This window comes from Amycolatopsis sp. NPDC041971 (genome assembly GCF_055588925.1).
Map to the genome: position 1 here is coordinate 115,517 of NZ_JBVJCE010000006.1, position 23,119 is coordinate 138,635.

Below are 23,119 nucleotides of genomic sequence, written 5' to 3' on the forward strand. Positions count from 1 at the left end.
ATACTAGTAGGTACAGGAGGACTGATGTTCGACGTCGAGGAGCGCGCCCGGGTGTGCGACGAACTGATCGCCCTGGCCCGGCGTGACGTGGATATTGTCGGCGCCGCTGTTGTGGGGTCGACTGCTCGAGGCGTCGAGGACCGATGGTCGGACCTCGATATCGTCCTCCAGCTCGCCGACGAGGTGGACGAGCCCGCGGTCGTCGCGCGTTGGACTCGATTGCTCGACGACAGGTTCGGAGTTGCCGACACTCTCGACGTGTTGTCGCGTGAGGGCGTTCGCTATCGGGTGTTCCTGCTCGACTCGTCGCTCCAGGTCGACCTGTCGTTCTGGCCCCGCGATCGGTTCCGCGCCACCGAAGACGGCTTCCGGCTCGTCTTCGGCCAGGCCAACGAGCCGACGAGCTCGCCGGGTCCCAGCAGTGAGCAGGCGATCGGTATGGCATGGCTTTATGCGATTCACGCCCGTTCGGCGATCGCCCGCGGACGGTCGTGGCAAGCCGTCATGATGCTCGACGAGCTTCGCGACCAGATCATCACCTTGTTGTGCCTGCGGCACGGCTTGAATCCCTGGCATGGCCGTGAGGTCGATCGCTTGCCCGCCCCCGCGCTGGAGGCGTTGAGAGACGCCCGGGCGACGTCGGTCGGCTTGACGGAGCTCGAACGGTCTCGGCAGGCCCTGCTTCGGCACTACCTGACCGTCGCCGAACATCACGATGCCGAGCGTGCGGTCGCCCTTCGTCGCGCGCTCGAAGACCCCGTTACCTCTTGCTGAGCCGGATGATCCCCTCGCCGTCCTGCACCGCGACGACGGCGATCACCTGCCGGTTGATCTGATGGACCATCCCGGCCGGACCGGACACCGCCCCGCCCATCCCGCCGGAAGCCGGGGCGAGACCCACCTTCCCGGCCTGGATCGTGACCGAAAGCGGACCGGCGCCGCCGTCGTTGGGGATCTGGTCGCCGGTCCGCACCAGGACCTCGCACTCCCCGTCGGAGCAGGCCTTCAGATCCCGTCCGTCCGCCGCGATGAACGGCGTGCCGGACGGTGCCGCCGCCTCCATCCTCGGCCCGCTCTCCGCGGAAGGACTCGAACTCGCCGCGGCGAAGATCGGCGTCGGCTCGGCCGTCGCGCAACCGGAGGCGAGCAGTACCACGGGGACCAGGAACAGGCATCTTCGGCGATCGACCATGACCGACGAACGTAGCCGACGCACGAGCGTCTGGATGCACCCGAATTCCGCAATCCGGCGGCTGTTCGCAGTGCTCGGCGCCGGTCCGACCGGGGGAACCGACCGGACCGGGGCACGACGTGGTCATACGGGCACCCAGAGTTCGGAACGCGCGAAAGCGAAGGTGACAACTGACTGCCCTCCCTCGGCTCAGCCGAGAAAACTCGACCTTCACACCTTCCCCAAGTACATGAAGGACCCCATCCTTGCGCCCGGGTACACGAAGGGGCCCTTTATGTACTTCCCGCCACCCACTTCACCAGCGGGTATGCGACTTCGACGGGCCCTGCTGTCAGGGTAGGCCGCTCAGACCTCGGCGCGGGCGATGATCGTCTTGGTGTCCACACCGGACGGAAGCGTCCCGAACGCGACACCCCAGTCACCGCCCAGCCGCGACGCGCAGAACGCGTCGGCCACGGCCGGCGTGCCGTGCCGCACCAGCAGCGAGCCCTGCAGCACCAGCGCCATCGACTCGACCAGCCGCCGCGCCCGGTACTCGATGTCCGACAGATCGGACAACTCCTTGCGCAGCCTGCCCACCGCGTCGTCCAGCCGCGCGTCGGCGCCGGACGCCTGCTCGACCTCCGCGAAATACGCCGCCACCGACTCCGGCTGCTTCGCCATCGCCCGCAACGTGTCCAGCGCCGCGACGTTGCCCGAACCCTCCCAGATCGACATCAGCGGAGCCTCACGGTAGAGCCGCGGCATCCCCGACTCCTCGACGTACCCGTTCCCGCCCAGGCATTCCAGCGCCTCCACCGCATGCGACGGACCGCGTTTGCACACCCAGTACTTCGTCACCGCCAGCCCCAGCCGCCGGAACGCCTGCTCCTGCTCGTCGTCCGGCCGGTCGGTGGCCGACGCCAGCCGCATCCCGACCGTCGTCGCCGCCTCGGACTCCACGACCAGATCCGCCAGCACGTTGCCCATCAGCGGCTGATCCACCAGAGTCGCCCCGAACGCGCGACGATGCCGAGCGTGGTGGACGGCCCGCACGGCGCCGTACCGCATCCCCGACGCGCTCCCGACCGCGCAGTCGAGCCGGGTGTTGTTCACCATCTCGATGATGGTGCGCACCCCGCGGCCCTCCTCGCCGACGAGCCAGCCGATCGCGTCGTCGTACTCGATCTCCGACGACGCGTTGGACCGGTTGCCCAGCTTGTCCTTCAGCCGCTGCAACCGGATCCCGTTGCGCGTGCCGTCCGGCAGGACACGGGGGAGGAGGAAGCACGACAGGCCGCCCGGCGCCTGGGCCAGCGTCAGGAACATGTCCGACATCGGCGCCGAGGTGAACCACTTGTGCCCGACGATCACATAACCGCCGTCGCCGAGCGGCCGCGCCGTGGTGGTGTTCGCCCGGACGTCGGAACCGCCCTGCTTCTCCGTCATCGACATCCCGGCGATGAGCCCGCGCTTCGAACTCGGCTCACGCAGCCCGAAGTCGTACTCCGTCGCCGCCAGCAACGGCTCGTACCGCTCGGACAGCTCGGGATTGAACCGCAACGCCGGAACCGCCGCGTACGTCATCGAAATCGGGCACGTGTGCCCCGCGTCGACCTGACCCCAGACATACATCTTCGCCGCCCGCGCCGCGTGCGCGCCCGGCCGGGAATCCCGCCACGGCGCCGCGTGCAACCCATGCGACACCGCGACGTCCATCAGCTCGTGCCAGTACGGATGGAACTCGACCTCGTCGATCCGGTTCCCGACCCGGTCGTGCGTGCGCAGCACCGGCTCGTTCTCGTTGACCAGCCTGCCCCACTCCTGCGCCTGTTCACTTCCGGCCAGCCTGCCGAGGGCGTGCACCTCGGCCACCGCCCAGCCCGCGTCCGCCCGCTCCAGCCCCGCCAGCAAGGCCGGATCGGCGGCGACGTCGTACTCCGCCGGCGGCGGTACCTGATTGGTGACCTCATGAGTGCTCGGCATCGGAACCTCCCAAGGAACGCAGGACGAAAGTACGCAGCCCGGACACCTCGTCCGCGCTGCCAGTGGTCAACGGGCCGATCAGCACCTCGGCCGCCGCGCCGACGAGCGCCGCCGCGGTGACCTCCGCGTCCTGAGCGGGCAGCATCCCGGAGCGGACACCATCGGCCACGTGCTGGGCCACGACGTCACGGAAGGCGCGCCGGAACACCAGCCGCTCGGCCTCGATCGGCGCGTCCACAGGCTCGGCCAGCAACGCGTACGCCATCCGCGGGGTCTTCAACGCCCGGCTCGCGAAGGTGTCGAAGACCGCCACGACCCGCTCGGCGGGCGTGCCGGGCCGCTCCGAGACCGCCCGCACCGCCTCGACCTCACGCGTGACGACCTTCCGGAACAACTCCACGACCAGCGCGGCCTTGGTGGGGAAGTGGCGGTACACACTCCCGACCGCCACCCCCGCCCGCTCCGCGACCGCGGACACCGAACAACCCGCGTACCCACGCTCGGCCAGCTGCTCCATGGCGGCGGCGAGGACGGCGTCGCGCTGAGCGTCCAGTCGCTCCTGGACCTTCGGTGTACGGCGATACGGCACTCAAGAAGTGAAGCACTGATTCACGCCTTCAGTCAATGCACCCCTGCCAGCTCCTCGACGGCCTTCACGATGCCCTTCCTGTCATAAGCCCTGATGGGCATCGTCGCCGCATGCGCATGACGGACCACACCACCCCGGTCGATCAGCACACTGCCCGACTGCTGCAACATCCTCTTCGACAGCCCGAAGGCCTCATGCGGTGTGCCACTCCGGCCGGTGACCACCCGCAGCGACAACTCACGCTTCGTCCGCCACGCCTTGGCCTCCGCCCGCCCCTCCGGGACGGCGATCAAGACACGCACGTCGACGGCCGCGAAGTCGGCGGCACGCCCCACGAGGTCCTTCACATGGCTGTTGCAGACCGGACAAGTCGTCGAGCGCATGAAGTACAGCAACACGTTGTCCTCACCGCGGAACTCCGCGAGCCGGACAACCTGTCCGGTGGTGTCTTCCAGGGCGAGGTCAGGTGCCGCGGAACCGATTTCGAGCATGAAGACTCCTCAAAAGAAGGTCAGGAAGCGGGGTTGCCGAGAAGCGAACGGACCGTCGCCCGCGCACGGTGCAGCCGGGACTTCATCGCGACCAAGCTCAGACCGAGCGCGTCGGCGACCGCCCGGCCCGGATAGCCCTGGAGGTCACGCATGATCAAGACGCGACGCTGATCGGCGGGCAGCCCGGCGATCGCCGCGGCCACCCGCTGCGCCTCCAGCCGATCCAAGGCGTCTTCCTCGGCTGACACCGTCGCGACCGGATTCGCCAGATCGTCACCGCGTAACGCCCGACGGGCCCGGCGGAGACACTCGTTGCGCACGATCCGGAACATCCACGAAGCGAGCGCACCCGTGGCCCGCAGCGTGCCGATCTTGCGATACAGGATGATCAGCGCCTCCTGAGCCGAATCCTCCGCGTCCTCCGGCGAAGCACACAGCGAGCGCGCGAACCGCTGCACATGCGGATGTGAACCCGAGACCAAGGCGGCGATGGCGGACGCGTCCCCGCCCCGCGCCGCCACGATCAAGGACTCTCTCGGCCACTCGGCCTCCACGACAACCTCCTCCCACACCGAGCTTGTCCCGGCCCCTACAAGAGCCGCGACCCTCGTAAAAGGATTCAGCGGCCTCCACGTGACGCCACTCACCCCAGCAGGCGCAGCACGAACCCCACGTCACCCGATGGCATGATCGCCGCTATGACATGGACCGCCCCCGAGGTCACCCGCCCGTCCGGCGACACCGCCGCCGACGAGCGAGTCCTCCTACCCTCGCTGCTGGCCTGGCACCGCGGTACCTTCCTGCACAAACTCGCCGGCCTCACCGGAGAACAGCTCGCCAAGGCGTCGGTCCCGCCATCGAACCTCACCCTCCTCGGCCTCATCCGGCACCTCGCCAAGGTCGAACGCATCTGGTTCCGCCTGCGCTACGCCGCACAAGACATCGAACCCCTCTACGACCCCGCCCTCGGCAAGGACCACGACTTCGAAGACCTCGACGCCGCCAAAGCCGAAGAGGCGTACGACATCCTCCTCGAAGAGATCCGGCTGGCCGACGAAGCCGCCGCCGAAGGATCCCTCGACGACACCTTCGACCTCGGCGGGAATCCGTTCTCGCTGCGCATGCTCTACCTCCACATGATCGGCGAATACGCCCGCCACAACGGCCACGCCGACCTCATCCGCGAACGCGTCGACGGCCACACGGGAGCCTGACCATGGAATACGGATTCATCGGCGCGGGCGAGATCACCGCCGCCATCGTCGAAGGCCTCAGCAAGGACATCGCCGACCCGCCTTCGATCTTCCTCTCACCCCGCAGCCGCAGCGTCGGACAAGAACTGTCGGCCCGCTTCGCCAACGTCGAAGTCCGCGGCGGCAACCAAGACGTCGTCGACAGCGCCACGACGATCATCCTCGCCGTCCGCCCGCCGATCGCCGAGGAAGTCCTCCGAGACCTCACCTTCCGGCCCGACCACGTCCTGATCAGCGCCCTCGCCGGCGTCCCCCTCGACCGGCTGCGCGACTGGGCCGCCCCCGCGGGCGAAATCGTCCGGAGCATCCCGCTGCCCCCGGCAGCCCGCCGCCAGAGCCTCACCGCGATGTACCCCGACAACCCCCGAGCACGGGCGCTCTTCGACAGCATCGGCAGCAGCGTCGTCCCCGACGCCGAAGAAGACCTCGACATCTTCAGTGCCGCCACGGCCACCTTCGCCGCCCACCTCGACTACCTCGGCACCATCGCCGCCTGGATGACCGACCAGGGCATCGAGGACTCCGCGGCGACCGCTTTCACCAGCCACATCTTCGGCCAGCTCGGCCACTCCCTGCTCCACCAGAGCGGCGACCTCGGAACCCTCACCGGCAAACACATGACCCCCGGCGGGCTCAACGAGCAACTCCTCACCGACCTGCGCACCAACGGCGTCCGCGACACCGTCCGGCACGCCCTCGACGGCGTCCTCTCCAGGCTGCGAGACAAGTGACCATCATCGACCGGCTCCGCAAAGCCGGATGCGTCTTCGCCGAAGACGAAGCCCGCCTCCTCACCGACGAAGCCCGCACCCCGGCCGAACTCGACACCATGGTCCAACGCCGCGTCGACGGCGAACCACTCGAAGTCATCCTCGGCTGGGCCGAATTCCACGGCCTCCGCATCGCCGTCGAACCCGGCGTCTTCGTGCCACGCCAACGATCCGAACTCCTCGTCCGCCAAGCCGTCACCCTCGCCGAACCAGGAGCGGTCGTCCTCGACCTCTGCTGCGGCACCGGCGCACTCGGCGCCGCCATCGCCGCCGAACTCGGCGAAATCCGGCTCTACGCGGCCGACCTCGAACCCGCCGCCGTCCGCTGCGCTCGCACCAACGTCGCCGATGCCGGGGGAGAGGTCTTCGAAGGCGACCTTTACACACCATTGCCCGCGTCGCTACGAGGCCGCGTCGACATCTTGGTCGTCAACGCTCCCTACGTCCCCACCGACGCCATCGCCATGATGCCGCCCGAAGCCCGCGACCACGAACCCCGCGTCGCACTCGACGGCGGGTACGACGGCGTCGACGTCCACCGCCGCGTCGCCGCCGAAGCTCCACAATGGCTCGCACCAGGCGGGCACCTGCTGATCGAAACCGGCGAAAGCCAGGCCGCGAGCACCGCGGAAGCCATGGCATACAACGGATTGACCCCCGAGGTGGTCACCGAAGAAGAGCTGTACGCGACGATTGTTGTCGGGGCCAGGGGATAGGGTCGCCGCCGTGACCGACTACCTTCAAACCACCCGCACCGCCTACGACACGGTCGCGGCCGACTACGCCGAACTCCTCCGCGACCATCTCACCGGATCCACCTGGGATCGCGCCATGCTCGGCGCGTACGCCGAACTCGTCCAGGCCGCCGGCGGCGGACCCGTCGCCGAAATCGGCTGCGGCCCCGGCCGCATCACCGAGTACCTCCATGAACTGGGCCTCGACATCCACGGCATCGACCTCTCCCCGGAGATGGTCGCCGTCGCCCGCAAGTGGTACCCGCATCTGGACTTCCAGGTCGGGAAGATGCCCGGTTTGTCCATTGAAGACGGTGCGCTGGCAGGCGTCGTCGCGTGGTACTCGATCATCCACACCCCGGGGGAGCGGCTCCCCGAGATCTTCGCCGACTTCCACCGGATCCTCGCCACCGGCGGCCACCTGCTGCTCGCCTTCCAAGTAGGCGACGAAATCCGCCACATCGAGCACGCGTACGGGCACGACATCTCCTGTGACGCCTACCGGCTGGCACCGGAGAAGATCGCCGAGCAACTGGGGGAGGCCGGGTTCAACGTGATCTCGACCCTCGTCCGTGAGCCTTCCGAGGAATTCGAGAGCACCCCACAGGCCTACCTGATCGCTCGCAAACAGTAGGTCAAGGACGCCGAGCCTCGACGAGCCAGGCCGCCGAGCCGTAGAACACGCCTCGGTCGGTCTGGTGCCCGGCCAGATCGGCCCGCAAGGCCCCGACGGCTCCCGCACGCGTCGTCTCATCCAAATCGCTCAACCGCCCGCCGTGCTGCTCGACGATGAACTCGGCCGCGTCGTCGACGTCCTCACCGAAGTACATCGGCTTGTTCACCGCGGTGCACCGGACGTCGGCGTACCCGGCGGAAGCCAGCAACCTTCCGATCTCCATCGGGTCACTGAGCGCGAGGTCCGAAGACGGCACCTCACGCCCAGCCGCGAAAATCGTCCGGAATGTGGTGATCCATTCGTTGAGCCGCAACGGCTGCCACGTCAGCAGGACAAGACGGCCACCAGGCCGGGTGGCCCTGGCCAGATTCGCGAACGCCGCCAGGGGAGCACCGAAGAACATCGACCCATGCCTGCTGATCACCAGATCGAAACCCGCCTCGGCGAACGGATGGACCTGCGCGTCCACCTGCTCGAAAGAGACATTGGCAAGGCCTTCCTCCTCGGCGAGCCGACGAGCGACGCCGAGCATCTCACTGGAGAGGTCCACGCCGAGCGCGGAACCCGCAGCCGCCAGCCGCGCCGCGTCCCGCGTCGTCTGACCCGCGCCGCAGCCGACGTCGAGGACGTTGTCGGACGGCCCGATGCCGGCCGCGGCGAAGAGCGTGTCGCGATAAGCAGCGACACCGTCGTTGAATCGCTGCGCGCGCTTCGCCCAGAGCGAGCCATCATCGCCGTCCCACGCCCTCAGCATCCGCTCGTTGGACGGATCGACACGCACAGCGGTGCTCTCGGACATTGCGGCAACCCCCAGAATCGACTTTCCGGGACGACCTTAGCGCGACCCCATCAGCGGAACGCGGCGATGCTCCGAGCGGCCCAGTCGGCGAACGACCGCGGATCGCGGCCGAGCACCTGTCGCACGTCCGGGCTCACCCGCACCTCGTCCGGCCTCGGAGAACCGACGATGTCCAGCGTGTCATCCGCGAGCTCCGCCGGCATGCTCCGGGCCATACCCGCCTTGGCCTCTTCACGGGTGAGCTCGTGAAACCGCACCGGCGAGCCCAGAGCGGCGGCGAGTACCTCCGCCTGCTCGCGCGGCGTGATCACCTCCGGACCGGTCAATTCATACACACCACCGAGATGCCGGTCATCCACCAGACAAGCGGCCGCGACCTCCGCGATATCCGCCGGGTCGATGATCGGCAGCCCCGTGTCACCGAACGGCGCGGCGACCACCCGCCGCGAACGGACCGACTCCGCCCACCACAAGGCGTTGGAGGTGAAACCACCCGGCCGCAAGATCGCCCAGTCCAAACCGGAGTCCCGCACCACGTCCTCCAGCTCGCGCATCGCGATCCGCGTCGTACCGAACGGTCTGGTCGCCACACCCTGCGAGGAGAGCAGGACAACCCTGCGAACTCCGGCGGCCGCCGCTTGGCCGATGATGTCGGCCGGATTGGCCTCAGCCGCATGCAGGCCGCCGGAAAGCAGCAGGAACAAGGACTTCGCCCCGCTCAGCGCCTTCTCGAGTCCGGCAGGTTCGGCAAGGTCCGCCACCACATGCCGACCGCCATGCGGCGCCTCGGCGGCGTGCCGCGACACCGCCGTCACCTGCTGACCCGCTTTGACCAACGCCTGTGTCAACGGTCGGCCGATGTTTCCGGTAGCCCCGGTCACCACGATCATGAACAGCCCCTTCGCTCGATCTTGTTGTGACCGTGACGCTAGGAGAGCGGCTAACTTTTGGTAAGGGCATACCTGGAGGTAAGCTCCTGTCATGACAGGAGGCGCGCAGTTCACACCGGCCGGCACGAAGCCGCGGTATGAGGTGTTTCACACCGACTGCCCGGCGCGCGACGTGGTCGACCACGTGACCAGTCGATGGGGGATCTGGGTGCTGATCTCCTTGCAGGGCAACGACCTCAGGTTCTACGAGCTACGCGAAAGCATCCGGGGGATCAGCGAGAAGATGCTCGCCCAATCCCTGCGCGTGCTCGTTCAAGACGGTCTGATCTGGCGGAAGGTCGAGCCCACGACACCACCCCAGGTCACCTACGGACTCACCGACTTCGGCCGGGATCTCGGCGAGCCGCTGGGGGAGTTGTTCGACCGGATCACCCGACGGCTGGGGCCACGCGAGGGGAAATAGCGTCGGTGGAAAACGGTGCCTGCTCAGGCTGCCATGCGTTCGCCTAAGCGTCGGGCGAGCTCGGCGAGTTCGTCGTCGGGGATGTCGAGGTAGCCGCGAGCCGGGTCGAAGACCGCGGTCTGCTGCTGGTCGTAGGGCACGCCGGGAGGCAAGGGCGCGAGGTGCCAGTGGACGTGCCGGTTGGCTTGTTGACTGCCGAGCGTCAGAACGTAGAGGCGTTGAGTCGGGAGCAGTTCGGTGAGTGCGCGGCCCGCGCGGTGTACGACCGCCTGGAGGGTGAGGTATTCGTCGGTGGTGAAGTCGGCGACGGCGTGTTCGCGGTGCTCGACCGGAGCGACGAGAAAGTGTCCGAGCACGGACGGGAACCGGCTGGCGAAGACGACGGCATGGTCATCGCGGTGGGCGACGTGGTGCGGGTACTCGGGATTGCCGGTGAGCAGTTCGCAGACGAAGCAAGCACGGCGGGCGAGGTCAAGGTAGGCGCCGGGCTTCCAAGGCGTACGTATGGTCATCAGTCTCGTCTACCAGGGCAGCGTAGTTAAGGAGCCGAAGCACCTTACTTGACATAATGTACATTATCGGCACTTTGGCTGACCTGGATAACAAGGGCCAAGAGGGGTTTCTGGCGTGACCTGAAGGGGTCTTTCACTGCATGTCATGTAGCTAAGGACCCCTTCGTCGCGTCGGATGCGCGGCGTGAGTCCCTTCGGCTCGCTCCGAGGTCGTCCGCTGGGGGCGTCCTGAGGTGACCTGGACGCCCCCGAGGACGCCAAACGGATGTCCGATCACCCATCCTCAATACGTCACTGTGACGAATCGATCCAGGCGCCTGGATCGCTGATGATCAATGGAGGACGTCATCCGCGGGCGAATCTCGTCGAGTCGCCAGCCTGGCTGCAGGTCCAGGCTCAGAGGACGCCCAGGCGGCCGCCGGTGTGTAATGAAAGGGTCGTTCATGACGTTTTCCGTCCTGAATGACCCTTCGTGACACATCCGAGAGCGGCGAGCGAACCGAGATCCCCCGCGAGGGGTTTCCGGCCCCATCACTCCGTTTCATGCATAATCACTATTATGCATGAAACGGAATATAACCCAGTGTAAGACTGTCGGTGCCATGCGGTACAAGATGCTCATGAGGGTTTCCGAGGCACAGCAAGCCTTTTTCGCCGCACGTCGTCCCCGTAAGGATTCTCCTCACACCACCGACGCCTACCGTCGCGACCTCGCCGGCATCACCACTCTTCTGCTGCGCGAGCTTGACCGCTCCCCTGACGAACTCACCGTCGAGATGCTCACCGCTCAGGCGCTCCGCAACGCCTTCGGCGCTTTCGCGGACACCCACGCGAAGAGTTCGGTGCTGCGCGCGTGGTCGACCTGGAACCAGTTCCTCACCTTCTGTGTGTCCGACGGGTTGCTCGCGGGCAATCCCATGGGCGCGGTCGCGCGGCCGAAGGCGCCTCCGTTGACGCCGAAACCGTTGCGCGGCGAGGAAACCCCGGAGCAGTTGCTCACGGCCGCCGCCGATGGTTCGCGCCGGACGCGGGATCCGTGGCCGGAACGGGACGTCCTGGTCATCGCACTCGGGTTGGTCGCCGGGCTGCGTGCGGCGGAGATGCGGGCGCTGACCGCGCGGTCGCTCGTCGGTCGTCAGGGCGAGATGCGGCTGCACGTTCATGGCAAGGGAAGCCGTGACCGGTCGATCCCGGTGCAGCCGATCATGGAGAAGATCATCGAGGAGTATCTGGCATCCTGCCGCCGGCGCTTTCCGCAGCAGCGGTTCGGGCCCTCCACTCCCCTCCTCCGGGATCGTGCCGGCGAGCCGATCGGCCGCGGCGCGCTCGAGTACCTGGTCAAGTCGTGCTACCGGTGGGCTGGGTTGCACGACCGCGTGCCGGTCGGGGCGAATCTCCACGCGTTGCGGCACACCTTCGCGACGCGGCTGGCCGAGGACGGTGCGACGGCGTCGGAGATCATGGCGCTGCTGGGGCACGCGAGCTTGGCGACCAGTCAGAACTACATCGAGGCGACCGGTCGTGAGCAGCGGGCGGCGGCCGCGAGCAACCGGACGTACCGGGCGTTGGACGGGATCGTGTAGGTCAGCGGAGCTGTTCGAGATCCTTGGCTGCCTGGGCGATTTCGCCGGCGAGGCCGCGGAGCTCGGCGACGGACGCGCCGTCGTCGGCCGCGGTGACGACGTCTTCGGCGGCGCAGCGGAGTTGGAAGAGCCTGTCCTGGAGGGTGGCGATCTCGGTGTCGGAGAGGACGACGGCGTCTTCGGGGAGGCCGCTGCGCTGGAGGGCGGTGCGGCGTTCGTAGGCTCGCTGGCGGCAGGATTGCCCGCAGTAGCGGCGGCGCCTGCCGACGTTGCCACCTTGTTCGAGCCGTCGGCCGCACCATCCGCAGTGTTTGGGTGCTCCCGCGCGGCGTAGCTCGGACACCTCTTCGGGGGACGTCTTCGGGTGTTCAGCCACTTCCCTCACGGATCAGACCCTAGCTGGCCATCGGACGATCATGCCGAGGCAACGGCCGAAGTGCACACTAGTGGGGTGCCGACCTTGTTTCCGTACCTCGCCGATCCGCTCCCGCGTGCCTTCGCCCATCGAGGCTGGCACCTCGGTGACCTCGAAGGACTGGAGAACTCGCTGCCGGCGTTCCAGCAGGCGGTGGCGGAGGGGTATCGCTACCTCGAGACGGATGTGCACGCGACGTCGGATGGGGTGGTGGTCGTGCATCACGATGCCGCGCTGGACCGGACGACCGATGGCGCGGGGTCGATATCCCGGCAGACGTGGGCGCAGTTGCGGAACGTCAAGATCGGTGGCCGTGCGCCGTTGTCGCGGCTGGAGGACGTTCTCGAGGAGTTACCGGAGGCGCGGTTCAACATCGACGTGAAGTCGAACGAAGCGGTGGTGCCTTTCGTGCGGACGATCGAGCGGACCGGTGCGCACGATCGGGTCGCGGCGGCGTCGTTCTCCGACGCGCGGCTCGCGCGGATCCGGAAGCTGGCGGGGCCGAAGCTGGTGACGGCGATGGGGCCGCGTTCGGTCGCGGTGATGTGGGCGAACGGTTTCCTGCCGCTGGTGTCGCTGCGGGCGTTGTCGCGGGGTGCGATGGCGCAGGTGCCGGTGCGGCAGGGGCGGTTGAAGGTGGTGGACCGGGCGTTCCTGCGGCAAGCGACGCGTGGGGGTTTCGAGGTGCACACGTGGACGGTGGACGATCCGGCGGAGATGCGGCTGCTGCTGGATCTGGGGGTGCACGGGATCGTGACGGACCGGCCGGATCTGCTGCGTGAGGTGCTTCGAGAGCGGGGTGCTTGGCCTTCCTGAGTCACCAGCCGCTCCCCTCGCGGATGCTATGAACGGTCCGTTCCTTGCAAAATTTGCAAGGAACGGACCGTTCATAGCATCCGGGGCGGGTGCTTACCGGGGTGGTTTGCCGTTCCAGGCGGCGTCCCAGGTCTTGGGTCCGAGACGGCCCGAGTCGTTGATGCCGTTGGCTCGCTGGAGGGCGAGGACGGCTTCGCGGGTCTTGTCGTAGTAGCAACCTGTTCCGGTGAAGCCATAGCCGAAGGCGTTCATCCGGAGCTGGAACTGTTTGAGCGGGGCTGCGCAGTCTCCGTAGGCGTAGACGACGCCGGGCCAGGCGGGTTTGGAGCCGCCGCCGGGCGGAGCGGGTGGCTTCGGCTTGGGCGCAGGCGGCGGGGCGGGCTGTCCTCCCCCGCCGATGTAGGCGGAGTCCTCATAGGACGGGACACGTTTGCTGCGGGCGTCGCTGTCGTTGCGTAAGCCGAGTTTGCCGGCGCATTCCCAGGGTTGCCAGCCACGCATGCGGTACAGGTAGAGGGCCCGGTAGTCCTGTTCGCGGGGGCTGGCCTGGTCGGGGCGTCCTTGGCCGCCGACGCTGCGCCAGGTGGGCAGGTCGAACTGGTAGGCGCCGTAGTAGCCGTTGCCGGTGTTGATGTTGTAGCGGCCGCTCGATTCACACATGCGGAGCTTGGCCCAGTGGGAGCCGTGGGGGTCCGCGGCGGCGGATCCGGTGGCGGCGATCTGCAGGCCCGTGACGGCGAGGGCGAGCAGGAGCGTTCTCGCCACTACGCGGTGTGCTGTGCGAAGGCGATGGGTCCTCATGAGCGGAACAGTAAGTACCGGACACATGCTTCACAAGAGTCACAGCTGGCACTCCAGCCTCACACGAAACATACGGCGATGGTGGCGGGAACACCCCCGACGATGGTCGCGGAGGTTGCCGGGAAGGGTTCGTCTCGCTTCGAAACGAACACGGTCCCGCCTTGGGCCGGACAGGTGGGCTCGGTGACCAGTAGTCTCCCGCTGACCTCGACATTCTCGACTTCAGGAGCAGTGCATGACGGTGGCCGTGACCCGTGAACGCAAGCGGGTGTGGCGGGCTTGGTACCTCTACGACTGGGCCAATTCGCCGTTCTATTCGTCGGTCATCACCGTCTTCGGAGCGCTCTATTTGAGCGAGGTGGCGTCTGCGGATGCGAAGGCGAATTTCACCCTTAACGGGGACAGGGCGTGCACCGATTCGAGTGGAGCTTCGAGCACGCTTCAAAACTGCGACGTCTCGTTGTTCGGACTGCATTTTCCGGCGGGCTCGCTGTGGGGGTATCTGCTGTCGATCGCGACGGTGACACAGGTACTGGTGCTGCCGATCGCCGGCGCGGTCGCGGACCGGAGCAGGCACAAGCGGCGGATCCTCGGTGGGTTCGCGTTCTTGGGCGCGGTGGCGTCGGCGTTGATGTTCTTCATCGCGGGGACGAACTGGGAGGTCGGAGTCTGGACGTTCATCCTGGCCAACATCGGTTACGGAGGTGCGCTGGTCGTCTACTACTCGTTCCTGGTGGACATCGCGGAGCCTGATGAGCGGGACGCGGTGTCGTCGAAGGGCTGGGCGTTCGGTTATCTCGGTGGCGGTCTGGCGCTGGCCTTGCAGCTGGGGTTCTTTCTGGGGCACGAGTCTTTCGGGGTGAGCGAACCGCTCGCCGTTCGGATCTGCTTCCTGACGTCGGGGGTCTGGTGGGCGGTGTTCACGTTCCCGGCGGTGCGCGCACTCCCCCGGACCCATGTGCCGAAGTCGGCGGAGCGTGGTCTGTCGGTGCTGACGGCCGGGTTCAAGGAACTGAAGCGGACGATCAAGGAGGCGAGGGCCTATCCGCTGACGCTGGCGTTCCTCGGGAGCTATCTGGTCTTCACCGACGGGATCACGACGGTGGTGGCGGTGTCGGCGCAGTACGGCAAGGACGAGCTGAAGTACAGCACGGAGGTGTTGATCGTCACGATCTTGGTGATCCAGTTCCTGGCGTACGCCGGGGCGATGATCCACGGGGCGATCGCGGCGCGGGTCGGGGCGAAGAAGACGATCCTGGGCAGTCTGGTGGCCTGGGTGGTCGTGTTGTGCTTCGCGTTCTTCATCGAGGCCGGTCAGCCGCTGCAGTTCTACGCGGTGGCGGTCGGGATCGGGCTGGTGCTCGGTGGAACGAACGCGTTGTCGCGGTCGTTGTTCGGGCAAATGATCCCCGAGGGGAAGGACGCGCAGTACTTTTCGTTGTACGTGGTGGGTGAGCGCGGGACGTCGTGGCTTGGTCCCCTGTTGTTCGCCGCGGTCGGGCAGATCACCGGCTCGTTCCGGTACGCGATCATCGCTTTGGTGATCTTCTTCGTGCTCGGTTTCGTGTTCGTGTGGCTGGTGCCGGTGCGCCGGGCGATCGAGGCGGCGGGCAACCGGCCACCGGCGGTGCTGTGACGGCGGAGCGTGCCGATAGGGTCGAGCGTCGTGACCGTACTGAAGGAGAGTGGCCCGGATCCCACGGACGCGTTGTCGTCGGTGCCGGTGGCGGGTTCACGGCGGGGTGTGCCGGTCGTCGGGAAGTTGAAGTTCTGTTACGGGCCGATGGACTGCGGGAAGTCGACGCTGGCGTTGCAGATCGACCACAACCACGCGCGGCAGGGTCGTCGCGGGATGGTGCTGGTGCGCCACGACCGGTCCGGTGAACCGCAGATCACCAGCCGGATCGGGTTGACGCGCAAGGCGATCGAGGTCGGGAACGAGACCGATCTGCGGTTGCTGGTGCGTGAGCAGTGGGCGGCCGGGCGGCATGTGGACTATTTGATCGTCGACGAGGCGCAGTTTTTGTCGCCCGATCAGGTGGATCAGCTGGCTGAACTGGCCGACGATGTCCAGATCGACGTGTACTGCTTCGGGATCGCGACGGATTTCCGGAGCATGTTGTTCCCGGGGGCCGCGCGGTTGTTCGAGCTGGCGGACGAGTTGCAGCCGGTTCAGGTCGAGGTCCTGTGCTGGTGCGGGCAGACGGGGCGGTTCAACGCGAGGGTGTCCGACGGCGAGGTGCTGCGGGCAGGCGACACTGTCGTGGTGGCGGATACCGAGCAGTTGGTCGTTGAAACTTCATCGGCATCACGTTCTGAGGGCGAACCGAACACGGTCCGTTATCAGGTATTGTGCCGACGGCACTTTCGACTGGGCGAGCTGGGGCCCACCTCGGCCCAACACGGTCAGTTACGGTTGACGTGACAGGCGTACTACTAGCCCATCTGGGGGATATCCGCACCAAGATGGCCGTATTGACGTCACGCCAGAGCGCGAAACCACTCCTACTAGGAGAAGCTGTTGCCACCGGGTGACACAGCTCATCGTGAGCAAGGACATGCTGTTCAGGGAATCCTCTGGCCCTCATTGTCGTTGCATAGGGTGAGCATCACCCTGGCTCCACCCGGAGCTGACTGAAAGGATCCCCATCATGGCCGACCGTGTTCTCCGTGGAAGCCGGCTGGGAGCGGTCAGCTACGAGACCGACCGCAACCACGACCTCGCGCCCCGCCGCACCGTGCGCTACGCCTGCCCCAAGAACCACGAGTTCGAGGTGCCCTTCTCCGACGACGCCGAGATCCCCTCGGTGTGGGAGTGCAGGCTGCACGGCAGCGAGTCCGAGATCGTGGACGGCGGGCAGCCGGAGCAGAAGAAGGTCAAGCCCCCGAGGACGCACTGGGACATGCTCTTGGAGCGCCGTTCCATCCCGGAGCTCGAAGATCTGCTCAACGAACGTCTCGCCGAGCTGAAGGGACGCAGGACCACCCGGTCCGCCTGACGCACGGCACAAGTAGCTAGCCCCACCATGCATCGGCGAAGCCCCCGCGACCTCCCGCCGCGGGGGCTTCGCCGTGTCTCGGGGAGGCAGCGTTCAGGACGAAAACGTCAGGAACGCCACCACGACAGCGCGTGAAGGACCCCTTCCTCGCGTCTAAGTACAGGAAGGAGTCCTTCATGTACTGGGGAAGGCCAAGGGGCATCAAGGCGTCACGATGACGCCGAGGTCTCCCCCACGCTGTCGCGGCGCCTGGTGCACACCGATCTCGGCGACGTCGTCATGGCCGAAACCCGTCCGCTGGCGCGAGCCGAGCTTCCTCTAGCCCAGCCGCTACGGCGTCCGCCGACGCGTGAGGTGCACGCGCCGCAGCGCCGCGGCCGGCCCGGCGATCCGCGCTGTGCTCGTGGAACTCCAGTCAGCTGGGGAACATGCTGGTCACGTTGAGGAAGGTGCCGGTGATCCCCATGGCGTCGTCGGAGGCGAGGAACGCCAGCGTGGCGGCGACCTCGGCGAGGCGCGGTGAACGTTTGGTCATCCGGGCCTCGGTGAGGCCGTCGAGGACGTTCTCCATCATCTCCGGGCTCGCGGGCAGTTGGTTGTTGACGGCGGAGAGCTTTTCGGGGGTGAAGGTCTCCGGGATACCCGCGACCCAGATGCCGAGCGCGCGGACGCCGTGGGGCCCGATCTCGACGGCGAGATTGCGGATGTAGGTGTCGAGCGCGGCGTCGATCGAACCGGTCGCGCCCATCATCGGGCTTCCCTGGGCGGAGCCGCTGTCGAGGGCGAGGATCACGCCGGAGCCCTGTGTGATCATGTGCCGGGCGGCCGCGCGGGCGGTGATGAAGTTGGTCGTGACGCCGGCGGTGATCGGGCGGACGAAATCCTCGACCGACATCTCCACGAGTGGGATGCCCTGGACGTCGCCGCGCGGGACGAGGTTGAGGGAGATGTCAAGACTGCCGGTCTCGGCCACGACGGACGCGGCGTGCGTGTCGACGGCGGTCTCGTCCATGGCGTCGACGACGGCGACTTCGGCCAGTCCCCCGGTCTCCTTGATCTCGTCGGCGACCTTCGTCAGCGCGGGCTCGTGGCGGCCGGTGAGGAAGACGCGGGCGCCGCGCGTGGCGAACTCCTTGGCGACACCGTCGCCGATCGATCCGCCGGCGCCGTAGATGACCGCGTTCTTGTTCTCGAGGCTCATGAGGGTGTTCCTTCCGCGTGGTTGCGTACGACCGTTGAGACGCGGAAGGCGCGCGGAACCCATCGGTCCTCAGGTGATCGTCAGCGGCAAGCCGAACGCGGGGAACAAGTGCGGTTCGAAAGCGGTGATCTCCGCGACCTTTCCGTCCTCGATCCGCAGCACGTCGAGCACCTGTGCGCGGTAGATCCGGGTGCCCGGCCGCCGGACGTAGCCGGCCGCGGCGGGGAGCCGGTTGGCCATGGTCGGGAGGTGTTTCCATTCGCCGAAGTACGACGGTGACACCGGGTCGAAGGACTCGGCGACGAAGTCGAGGAAGACGTCGCGGCCGGAGAACCACAACGGGTTCGGCGGCATCGTGACCAGCACGTCCTCCCTCAGCAGCTCGGCCATGACCCGGTTGTCACCGCTGCCGGTGGCGGCGACCATGTAGCGCCGCAGGATCGTTTGCTCCTCCTCGGTCGGCTGGACCGTCCGCGCCCAGTCGGTGCGGCGTTCCGGCAGGCATTCGCGCAGGGTGGGGCGGGCGCGCTGGAGTGCGCTGGTGACCGACGCGACGGTGGTTTCCAGCAGTTCGGCGGTCTCCGCGGCCTTCCAGCCGAGGACGTCGTTGAGGATCACCGCGGCCCGTTGCTTCGGTGGGAGATGCTGGATGGCGGCGAGGAAGACCAGTTCCATCGTTTCCCTGGTCTCCGCGATCTCGCCGGGTTCGGCCTCCGCCGAGGCGAGTTGGCTGTCCGGGAAAGGTTGCAGCCAGGGCATGGACTGGGGCGGTTCGCCCTGCTGGTCGACGCCGGGCAGCGGGTCATACGGGCGCGGGATCCGTTTGTTGCGCCGCAGGAAATCCAGGCAGGTGTTGGTGGCGATGCGGTAGAGCCAGGCACGGAAGCTCGACCGGCCTTCGAAGCCTTCGCGGCCGCGCCAGGCTCGCAGGAACGTCTCCTGGACCAGGTCCTCCGCGTCGTCGTAGGACCCGACCATGCGGTAGCAGTGCACGCGCAGCTCTCGTTGGTGCTGCTCGATCCTCCCGGCGAAGGCGACCTCGTCCACGGTTTCCGTCACGGGCGCCGGTGTGACGTTTTCGGCTTCGGTCCGCAAGGCCAGTTGAGCGATGCGTCGCAGCCTGCCGACGTCGGTGGTGAGTGAGGTGAGATCGGTGAGGAACATCTCCGGCGGCCGAGGTGTCAGCCGGTTCGCGACGCGGCCGACCTCGGCGATGAGGGCTTCCATGTCGGGGGCGGGGTCGCGCCGTGACCGGTAGGCCCGCTGGCGGCACGCGGCCGAGCAGTAGACGGCCGCACGCCCGGGCGAACCCGCCTTCGATGGCAGCGGGCCTTCGCACATCCCGCAGACCTTCCCGGTCACGGCTCACCTTCCCCTGGAAACGTCACACACGGTCGAGTTACGCATCATGCGGCTTGGTACCCCGGGATGTCTTCGACACGGTGATACACCGCCAGACCGCGGGAGAGCGCGATGGCGACGTCTTGGTCGGCGCCGGTGGATTCCCCTGGCAGGCGCAGGACGGCGTCGCAGTGGTGCAGCAGCCTGTCGGCCGTCGGGTACAGGACCTCCTTGGCGATCGGGTCGGCGACGGTCTTCCCGCCCGCGCCGCGGAGCACCGGGAGCGCGACCCACTCGCCGATCATCGGTACGTGCCCGCTGCGGAAGATCGGCCACGCGGCCTCTTCGAGCCGGGCGAGATTGCGGGCGAGGAGGTCGGGGTCGTCGCCGGTGCCGGAGCGGAACGGGCCGGCGATGAGGATCATCAGAGGTTTACCCATGAACCGAAGCCTAATGTGCAACAATCGGCAAGAACAAGGAGGAACGTGCACATGTTGGCTGCGCAACGTCGAGACCTGCTGCTTGACCGCTTGAAGACCGAAGGTCGGATCGTGGCCAAGGACCTCGCCGCCGAACTCGGCATATCAGAGGACAGCATTCGCCGTGACCTGCGAGAACTCGCGGACGCCGGGCTCTGTCAACGGGTCTACGGCGGAGCCTTGCCGGTCTCCCCCGCCACCGCGGACTACGCGACACGCATGGCCGTCAGCGTCGCGGGCAAGGAACGGATCGCGAAACGTGCAGCAGCGTTGATCCGGCTGGGATCCACCGTCATCCTTGACGGCGGGACGACCGCGCTCGCGCTGGCGAAGGCACTCCCGGTCGATCTCGAAGCGACGATCGTCACCCACAGCCCCAAGGTCGCGGCCGCGCTCGTCACCCATCCGAAAGTCGAGGTGTTCCTGATCGGCGGACGGCTCTTCAAGCACTCGGCCGTCACCTGCGGAGCGACCGCGGCGGAAGCGGCGATGAGCGTCAACGCCGATCTGTTCTTCCTCGGCGTCACCGGCGTGCACCCGGAGACCGGGCTCACCACCGGCGACTCGGACGAGGCCGCGATGAAACGCACCCTCGCCAAACGGGCCGCCGACACCTACGTGCTGGCCAGTTCGGAGAAGATCGGCGCGGCCTCGCCGTTCACCGTGCTCCCCCTCTCCGACGTCGCGGGGGTGATCACCGACGCGGCGCCGGACGAACCGACCGTGAAGGAACTGGGGAAGATCGGGGTGAGTGTGCTGGGGGTCAGCGCTTCTTGACCAGCCCGCGAAGCTGCTGCCAGCGACGCTTGATCCCCCACAGGCCGACCAGCACGATCGCCTCGCGGACGACCGAACCGCTCATCTTCGACTGACCGACTTCACGTTCGGTGAAGGTGATCGGAACCTCGACCACGTCGAACCCGGCGAGCGCCGTGCGGAACGCCAGGTCGATCTGGAAGCAGTAGCCGCGCGAGGCGATCTCGTCGAGCGGGAGCTTCTCCAGCACCGTGCGGCGGTACGCGCGGAAACCCGCGGTGATGTCGTTGATCTTCGTGCCGAGCGCGATCCTGGCGTAGAAGTTCGCCACCCACGACAACGCCTTGCGCTGGAACGGCCAGTTCACCGTGCTGCCGCCGGGAACGTAGCGGGAGCCGATGGACAGGTCGGCGTCCTCGAGTGCCGCCAGCACCCGCGGCAGGTCCTCCGGCGCGTGCGAGCCGTCGGCGTCCATCTCGACGATGGTGGCGTAGTCGCGGGCGAGACCCCAGCGGAATCCGGCGACGTACGCGGCGCCGAGGCCGGCCTTCTCGGACCGGTGCATGACCTGGATCCGCTCGTCGGCCTTCGCGAGCTCGTCGGCGACGTCGCCGGTGCCGTCCGGGCTGCCGTCGTCGACGACGAGGGCGTTCACGTCCGGGAGTGCTTTGAGCAGCCGTTCCAGGATCGGGCCGATGTTTTCCCGTTCGTTGTACGTCGGGATCACCACCAGCACCGGGTCGATTCCCTGGGCCCCCCGCGGCGCCTGCGCCATCCGCTTTTCCTCCGTGTTCCGGCGGGTCAGCCCGCCGCTTCCCTCGTTGCCTTGGCGGCGCTCGCGCGCCGGGTGCGGAAACGGAGCACGTACCCGCCGGTAACCCCGGCGATCGCCAGGGCCAGCAGCCCGTACTCCGTCGTCACACCGAGTAGATCCGACAGCGTAGTCTGCTGCCTCAGCGGTACGCGCCCCACCAGGGAGTCTGCGGTGAACAGGCTGGTGGAGGCGGTGATCGAACCGTCGGGCGCGACGATCGCGCTGACCCCGCTGGTGGCGGAAACGATCACCGCGCGGCCGTGTTCGACCGCCCGCAGCCGCGACATCGCCAGCTGCTGGTAGCTCATCTCCCCCGGTCCGTACCAGGCGTTGTTGGTCGGCACGACGAGCAGTTCCGCGCCGTCGGCGACCGACTCGCGGGCCGGGTAGTCGAACGCCGTCTCGTAGCAGATGAAGACGCCGACCTTGGTCCCCGCGACGGACAGGGCGGCGTTGGCACCGTCACCCGGTGTCATGTTCGCCACGCTGTCGACGAACGGTGTCACCAGCTTCGCGAGCTCACGGGCCGGGACGTACTCGCCGAACGGGACGAGTTGCTGTTTGGCGTAGCGCTGGCCCGGGCCGGTGACCGGATCCCAGACGAGCGCGGAGTTCTGCGCGCTCCCGTCGGGCAGCCGGACCAGCGCACCGATGATCGCCTGCTTGCCGTAGTCGCGGACCAGCCGATCGACGCCGGCGTCGCCGGTGCGCATGGCCATCGCGGTCTCCGGCCAGACCAGCAGGTCGACCTTGGTGTTGCTCTCCTTGAGCGTTCCGAGCAGGCGGGCGCTCTCGGCGAGGTGGTTGTTCCGGAGTTCGTCGCGGCGGCCTTCCAGCGCCAGGCCGATGTCAGGGGCGTTGCCCTGCACCGTGGCGACGGTGAGTTCGCCGTCCTGCGCCTCGGTGCCGATCGTCGGCCACACCGCGAGACCCGCCACCACCGGCACCAACGTCAGTACCGACGTGGCCACCAGGGAACGTCGCGGATCCGCGCCCTTCAGCCGCAGGCACAGGGCCGCGAGCCCGAAACCGGTCAGCACGACGGCGAGACCGACCAACGGCGCGCCGCCGATCGAGGCCAGCGAGACGAAAGCGCCCTCAGGCTGGCTGAACGCCGCCCGGCCCCACGGGAATCCGCCGAAGGGGAACCAGGTCCGCGGTGTCTCCATTGCGACGATCACCAGCGCCGCCCACAACGGTCCGAGCGGCAGCCGCCACACCACGGTGGCGAAAGCCCCACCGAAGCCGAGATAGACCGAGAGCGCCATCGCCAGACCGAGCCACGGCCATGGCCCGAAACCCGGCCCGAGGAAATCCAGCAGCCACGTCAGCAGCGGCAGGAAGAACGCCACCCCGAACACGAACGCGTAGCCGAACGCGCCCCGGAACCGGCGTCCGTGCACCACCAGGGCGATGCCGGTGAACGCCAGCGGCGCGAGCCACCACAACGGACGCGGCGCGAAACTCAGGTACAACGTGAAACCCGACGCCGCGGCGACGAGGAAACGCAGGAGCCAGGCGCAGGAGAACCGCTTCCGAGGCGCCGCTTCGGGGTCCGGGTTCGTCACGGTCGTGGACAC

The 23,119-nt window shown here is 67.6% G+C and carries 27 protein-coding genes; 12 read left to right on the forward strand and 15 right to left on the reverse strand.

The features are described from left to right. Nucleotides 1-24: 24 nt before the first annotated feature. Nucleotides 25-774, forward strand: coding sequence for a nucleotidyltransferase domain-containing protein (locus tag ACZ6DT_RS15130; protein WP_465594335.1), 750 nt, complete (start codon nucleotides 25-27; stop codon nucleotides 772-774). Here ACZ6DT_RS15130 and ACZ6DT_RS15135 read toward each other — a convergent pair. The 5 genes from ACZ6DT_RS15135 to ACZ6DT_RS15155 form a co-directional block, all read right to left on the reverse strand. Continuing rightward, entirely contained in the window at nucleotides 761-1,192 is a 432-nt protein-coding gene (locus ACZ6DT_RS15135; protein ID WP_465594338.1) for a hypothetical protein, read from the reverse strand. The genes ACZ6DT_RS15130 and ACZ6DT_RS15135 overlap by 14 nt on opposite strands. Nucleotides 1,193-1,537: 345 nt before the next feature. Beyond that, on the reverse strand, nucleotides 1,538-3,157 hold the full coding sequence (locus tag ACZ6DT_RS15140; RefSeq protein WP_465594341.1) for an acyl-CoA dehydrogenase family protein: 1,620 nt from the start codon (nucleotides 3,155-3,157) through the stop codon (nucleotides 1,538-1,540). Continuing rightward, a complete protein-coding gene (locus tag ACZ6DT_RS15145; RefSeq protein ID WP_465594344.1) occupies nucleotides 3,141-3,746 on the reverse strand; it encodes a TetR/AcrR family transcriptional regulator in 606 nt (201 codons plus the stop codon). Before ACZ6DT_RS15145 ends, ACZ6DT_RS15140 begins: the two co-directional genes overlap by 17 nt. A 32-nt stretch (nucleotides 3,747-3,778) precedes the next feature. Beyond that, a complete protein-coding gene (locus ACZ6DT_RS15150; protein WP_465594347.1) occupies nucleotides 3,779-4,237 on the reverse strand; it encodes a peroxiredoxin family protein in 459 nt (152 codons plus the stop codon). A gap of 20 nt (nucleotides 4,238-4,257) precedes the next feature. Beyond that, nucleotides 4,258-4,791, reverse strand: a complete 534-nt coding sequence (locus tag ACZ6DT_RS15155; RefSeq protein ID WP_465594350.1) for an RNA polymerase sigma factor — start codon at nucleotides 4,789-4,791, stop codon at nucleotides 4,258-4,260. A 144-nt stretch (nucleotides 4,792-4,935) separates the two neighbouring features. Between ACZ6DT_RS15155 and ACZ6DT_RS15160 the strand changes: the two genes are divergently transcribed. Genes ACZ6DT_RS15160 through ACZ6DT_RS15175 form a run of 4 tightly spaced genes read left to right on the forward strand, consistent with a single transcriptional unit; the run spans nucleotide 4,936 to nucleotide 7,628 of the window. Continuing rightward, nucleotides 4,936-5,451, forward strand: coding sequence for a DinB family protein (locus tag ACZ6DT_RS15160; protein WP_465594353.1), 516 nt, complete (start codon nucleotides 4,936-4,938; stop codon nucleotides 5,449-5,451). 2 nt (nucleotides 5,452-5,453) lie between these two features. Then, nucleotides 5,454-6,221 (forward strand): NAD(P)-binding domain-containing protein, encoded by a 768-nt coding sequence (locus ACZ6DT_RS15165; RefSeq protein WP_465594356.1) that lies wholly within the window; start codon nucleotides 5,454-5,456, stop codon nucleotides 6,219-6,221. Beyond that, the gene (locus ACZ6DT_RS15170) at nucleotides 6,218-6,976 is read left to right on the forward strand and encodes a putative protein N(5)-glutamine methyltransferase (protein ID WP_465594359.1); all 759 of its coding nucleotides are present in this window, start codon (nucleotides 6,218-6,220) and stop codon (nucleotides 6,974-6,976) included. The genes ACZ6DT_RS15165 and ACZ6DT_RS15170 overlap by 4 nt, the downstream gene beginning before the upstream one ends. 10 nt (nucleotides 6,977-6,986) lie before the next feature. Next, the gene (locus ACZ6DT_RS15175) at nucleotides 6,987-7,628 is read left to right on the forward strand and encodes a class I SAM-dependent DNA methyltransferase (protein WP_465594362.1); all 642 of its coding nucleotides are present in this window, start codon (nucleotides 6,987-6,989) and stop codon (nucleotides 7,626-7,628) included. A gap of 1 nt (nucleotide 7,629) precedes the next feature. Here the strand turns inward: ACZ6DT_RS15175 and ACZ6DT_RS15180 are convergent, their stop codons facing one another. Next, nucleotides 7,630-8,469: a class I SAM-dependent methyltransferase gene (locus ACZ6DT_RS15180; protein ID WP_465594365.1), complete on the reverse strand. Its 840-nt coding sequence runs from the start codon at nucleotides 8,467-8,469 to the stop codon at nucleotides 7,630-7,632. 50 nt (nucleotides 8,470-8,519) lie between these two features. Continuing rightward, nucleotides 8,520-9,359, reverse strand: a complete 840-nt coding sequence (locus ACZ6DT_RS15185) for an SDR family oxidoreductase (RefSeq protein ID WP_465594368.1) — start codon at nucleotides 9,357-9,359, stop codon at nucleotides 8,520-8,522. Between the two features lie 91 nt (nucleotides 9,360-9,450). Between ACZ6DT_RS15185 and ACZ6DT_RS15190 the strand changes: the two genes are divergently transcribed. Further along, the gene (locus ACZ6DT_RS15190) at nucleotides 9,451-9,822 is read left to right on the forward strand and encodes a winged helix-turn-helix transcriptional regulator (protein WP_465594371.1); all 372 of its coding nucleotides are present in this window, start codon (nucleotides 9,451-9,453) and stop codon (nucleotides 9,820-9,822) included. Between the two features lie 23 nt (nucleotides 9,823-9,845). Here ACZ6DT_RS15190 and ACZ6DT_RS15195 read toward each other — a convergent pair whose 3' ends face one another. Continuing rightward, a complete protein-coding gene (locus ACZ6DT_RS15195; protein ID WP_465594374.1) occupies nucleotides 9,846-10,334 on the reverse strand; it encodes an HIT family protein in 489 nt (162 codons plus the stop codon). A 602-nt stretch (nucleotides 10,335-10,936) separates the two neighbouring features. Between ACZ6DT_RS15195 and ACZ6DT_RS15200 the strand changes: the two genes are divergently transcribed. Beyond that, nucleotides 10,937-11,917 carry a tyrosine-type recombinase/integrase gene (locus ACZ6DT_RS15200; protein WP_465594377.1) on the forward strand — a complete coding sequence of 327 codons (981 nt, stop codon included), beginning with the start codon at nucleotides 10,937-10,939 and terminating at the stop codon, nucleotides 11,915-11,917. 1 nt (nucleotide 11,918) lies between these two features. Here the strand turns inward: ACZ6DT_RS15200 and ACZ6DT_RS15205 are convergent, their stop codons facing one another. Beyond that, nucleotides 11,919-12,302, reverse strand: a complete 384-nt coding sequence (locus ACZ6DT_RS15205; RefSeq protein ID WP_465594380.1) for a hypothetical protein — start codon at nucleotides 12,300-12,302, stop codon at nucleotides 11,919-11,921. Nucleotides 12,303-12,368: 66 nt separating this feature from the next. Here ACZ6DT_RS15205 and ACZ6DT_RS15210 point away from each other — a divergent pair, with 66 nt between their 5' ends. Next, complete coding sequence (locus ACZ6DT_RS15210) at nucleotides 12,369-13,148, forward strand: glycerophosphodiester phosphodiesterase (RefSeq protein ID WP_465594383.1); 780 nt, start codon at nucleotides 12,369-12,371, stop codon at nucleotides 13,146-13,148. A gap of 93 nt (nucleotides 13,149-13,241) precedes the next feature. Here ACZ6DT_RS15210 and ACZ6DT_RS15215 read toward each other — a convergent pair whose 3' ends face one another. Beyond that, complete coding sequence (locus ACZ6DT_RS15215) at nucleotides 13,242-13,913, reverse strand: transglycosylase family protein (RefSeq protein WP_465594386.1); 672 nt, start codon at nucleotides 13,911-13,913, stop codon at nucleotides 13,242-13,244. 271 nt (nucleotides 13,914-14,184) lie between these two features. On the opposite strand from ACZ6DT_RS15215, the gene ACZ6DT_RS15220 reads away from it, so the two are divergent. From ACZ6DT_RS15220 to ACZ6DT_RS15230, 3 genes are all read left to right on the forward strand, one after another. Beyond that, the gene (locus tag ACZ6DT_RS15220; RefSeq protein ID WP_465594389.1) at nucleotides 14,185-15,585 is read left to right on the forward strand and encodes an MFS transporter; all 1,401 of its coding nucleotides are present in this window, start codon (nucleotides 14,185-14,187) and stop codon (nucleotides 15,583-15,585) included. Between the two features lie 30 nt (nucleotides 15,586-15,615). Beyond that, complete coding sequence (locus tag ACZ6DT_RS15225; protein WP_465594392.1) at nucleotides 15,616-16,374, forward strand: thymidine kinase; 759 nt, start codon at nucleotides 15,616-15,618, stop codon at nucleotides 16,372-16,374. A gap of 226 nt (nucleotides 16,375-16,600) precedes the next feature. Next, the gene (locus ACZ6DT_RS15230) at nucleotides 16,601-16,948 is read left to right on the forward strand and encodes an RNA polymerase-binding protein RbpA (protein ID WP_005151365.1); all 348 of its coding nucleotides are present in this window, start codon (nucleotides 16,601-16,603) and stop codon (nucleotides 16,946-16,948) included. A 415-nt stretch (nucleotides 16,949-17,363) separates the two neighbouring features. Here the strand turns inward: ACZ6DT_RS15230 and ACZ6DT_RS15235 are convergent, their stop codons facing one another. From ACZ6DT_RS15235 to ACZ6DT_RS15245, 3 genes are all read right to left on the reverse strand, one after another. Then, the gene (locus tag ACZ6DT_RS15235; RefSeq protein WP_465594395.1) at nucleotides 17,364-18,149 is read right to left on the reverse strand and encodes an SDR family NAD(P)-dependent oxidoreductase; all 786 of its coding nucleotides are present in this window, start codon (nucleotides 18,147-18,149) and stop codon (nucleotides 17,364-17,366) included. Nucleotides 18,150-18,218: 69 nt separating this feature from the next. Beyond that, entirely contained in the window at nucleotides 18,219-19,511 is a 1,293-nt protein-coding gene (locus ACZ6DT_RS15240) for a sigma-70 family RNA polymerase sigma factor (RefSeq protein WP_465594398.1), read from the reverse strand. A gap of 44 nt (nucleotides 19,512-19,555) precedes the next feature. Beyond that, the gene (locus ACZ6DT_RS15245; protein ID WP_465594401.1) at nucleotides 19,556-19,930 is read right to left on the reverse strand and encodes a DUF4406 domain-containing protein; all 375 of its coding nucleotides are present in this window, start codon (nucleotides 19,928-19,930) and stop codon (nucleotides 19,556-19,558) included. Between the two features lie 51 nt (nucleotides 19,931-19,981). On the opposite strand from ACZ6DT_RS15245, the gene ACZ6DT_RS15250 reads away from it, so the two are divergent. After that, on the forward strand, nucleotides 19,982-20,746 hold the full coding sequence (locus ACZ6DT_RS15250; protein WP_465594872.1) for a DeoR/GlpR family DNA-binding transcription regulator: 765 nt from the start codon (nucleotides 19,982-19,984) through the stop codon (nucleotides 20,744-20,746). Here the strand turns inward: ACZ6DT_RS15250 and ACZ6DT_RS15255 are convergent. Both ACZ6DT_RS15255 and lnt read right to left on the reverse strand, forming a co-directional pair. Then, nucleotides 20,733-21,500, reverse strand: a complete 768-nt coding sequence (locus ACZ6DT_RS15255) for a polyprenol monophosphomannose synthase (protein WP_465594404.1) — start codon at nucleotides 21,498-21,500, stop codon at nucleotides 20,733-20,735. The two genes, ACZ6DT_RS15250 and ACZ6DT_RS15255, sit on opposite strands and share 14 nt — an antisense overlap. Before the next feature lie 26 nt (nucleotides 21,501-21,526). Further along, the gene (lnt, locus tag ACZ6DT_RS15260; RefSeq protein ID WP_465594407.1) at nucleotides 21,527-23,119 is read right to left on the reverse strand and encodes an apolipoprotein N-acyltransferase; all 1,593 of its coding nucleotides are present in this window, start codon (nucleotides 23,117-23,119) and stop codon (nucleotides 21,527-21,529) included.

What these genes read in the sequence shown, in the direction of transcription:
- ACZ6DT_RS15130 (WP_465594335.1), top strand. Translation starts at nt 25, where the DNA reads ATGTTCGACGTCGAGGAGCGCGCCCGGGTGTGCGACGAACTGATCGCC.
- ACZ6DT_RS15135 (WP_465594338.1), bottom strand. Translation starts at nt 1,192, where the DNA reads ATGGTCGATCGCCGAAGATGCCTGTTCCTGGTCCCCGTGGTACTGCTC.
- ACZ6DT_RS15140 (WP_465594341.1), bottom strand. Translation starts at nt 3,157, where the DNA reads ATGCCGAGCACTCATGAGGTCACCAATCAGGTACCGCCGCCGGCGGAG.
- ACZ6DT_RS15150 (WP_465594347.1), bottom strand. Translation starts at nt 4,237, where the DNA reads ATGCTCGAAATCGGTTCCGCGGCACCTGACCTCGCCCTGGAAGACACC.
- ACZ6DT_RS15160 (WP_465594353.1), top strand. Translation starts at nt 4,936, where the DNA reads ATGACATGGACCGCCCCCGAGGTCACCCGCCCGTCCGGCGACACCGCC.
- ACZ6DT_RS15165 (WP_465594356.1), top strand. Translation starts at nt 5,454, where the DNA reads ATGGAATACGGATTCATCGGCGCGGGCGAGATCACCGCCGCCATCGTC.
- ACZ6DT_RS15180 (WP_465594365.1), bottom strand. Translation starts at nt 8,469, where the DNA reads ATGTCCGAGAGCACCGCTGTGCGTGTCGATCCGTCCAACGAGCGGATG.
- ACZ6DT_RS15185 (WP_465594368.1), bottom strand. Translation starts at nt 9,359, where the DNA reads ATGATCGTGGTGACCGGGGCTACCGGAAACATCGGCCGACCGTTGACA.
- ACZ6DT_RS15190 (WP_465594371.1), top strand. Translation starts at nt 9,451, where the DNA reads ATGACAGGAGGCGCGCAGTTCACACCGGCCGGCACGAAGCCGCGGTAT.
- ACZ6DT_RS15195 (WP_465594374.1), bottom strand. Translation starts at nt 10,334, where the DNA reads ATGACCATACGTACGCCTTGGAAGCCCGGCGCCTACCTTGACCTCGCC.
- ACZ6DT_RS15200 (WP_465594377.1), top strand. Translation starts at nt 10,937, where the DNA reads ATGCGGTACAAGATGCTCATGAGGGTTTCCGAGGCACAGCAAGCCTTT.
- ACZ6DT_RS15220 (WP_465594389.1), top strand. Translation starts at nt 14,185, where the DNA reads ATGACGGTGGCCGTGACCCGTGAACGCAAGCGGGTGTGGCGGGCTTGG.
- ACZ6DT_RS15230 (WP_005151365.1), top strand. Translation starts at nt 16,601, where the DNA reads ATGGCCGACCGTGTTCTCCGTGGAAGCCGGCTGGGAGCGGTCAGCTAC.
- ACZ6DT_RS15235 (WP_465594395.1), bottom strand. Translation starts at nt 18,149, where the DNA reads ATGAGCCTCGAGAACAAGAACGCGGTCATCTACGGCGCCGGCGGATCG.
- ACZ6DT_RS15245 (WP_465594401.1), bottom strand. Translation starts at nt 19,930, where the DNA reads ATGGGTAAACCTCTGATGATCCTCATCGCCGGCCCGTTCCGCTCCGGC.
- ACZ6DT_RS15250 (WP_465594872.1), top strand. Translation starts at nt 19,982, where the DNA reads ATGTTGGCTGCGCAACGTCGAGACCTGCTGCTTGACCGCTTGAAGACC.
- ACZ6DT_RS15255 (WP_465594404.1), bottom strand. Translation starts at nt 21,500, where the DNA reads ATGGCGCAGGCGCCGCGGGGGGCCCAGGGAATCGACCCGGTGCTGGTG.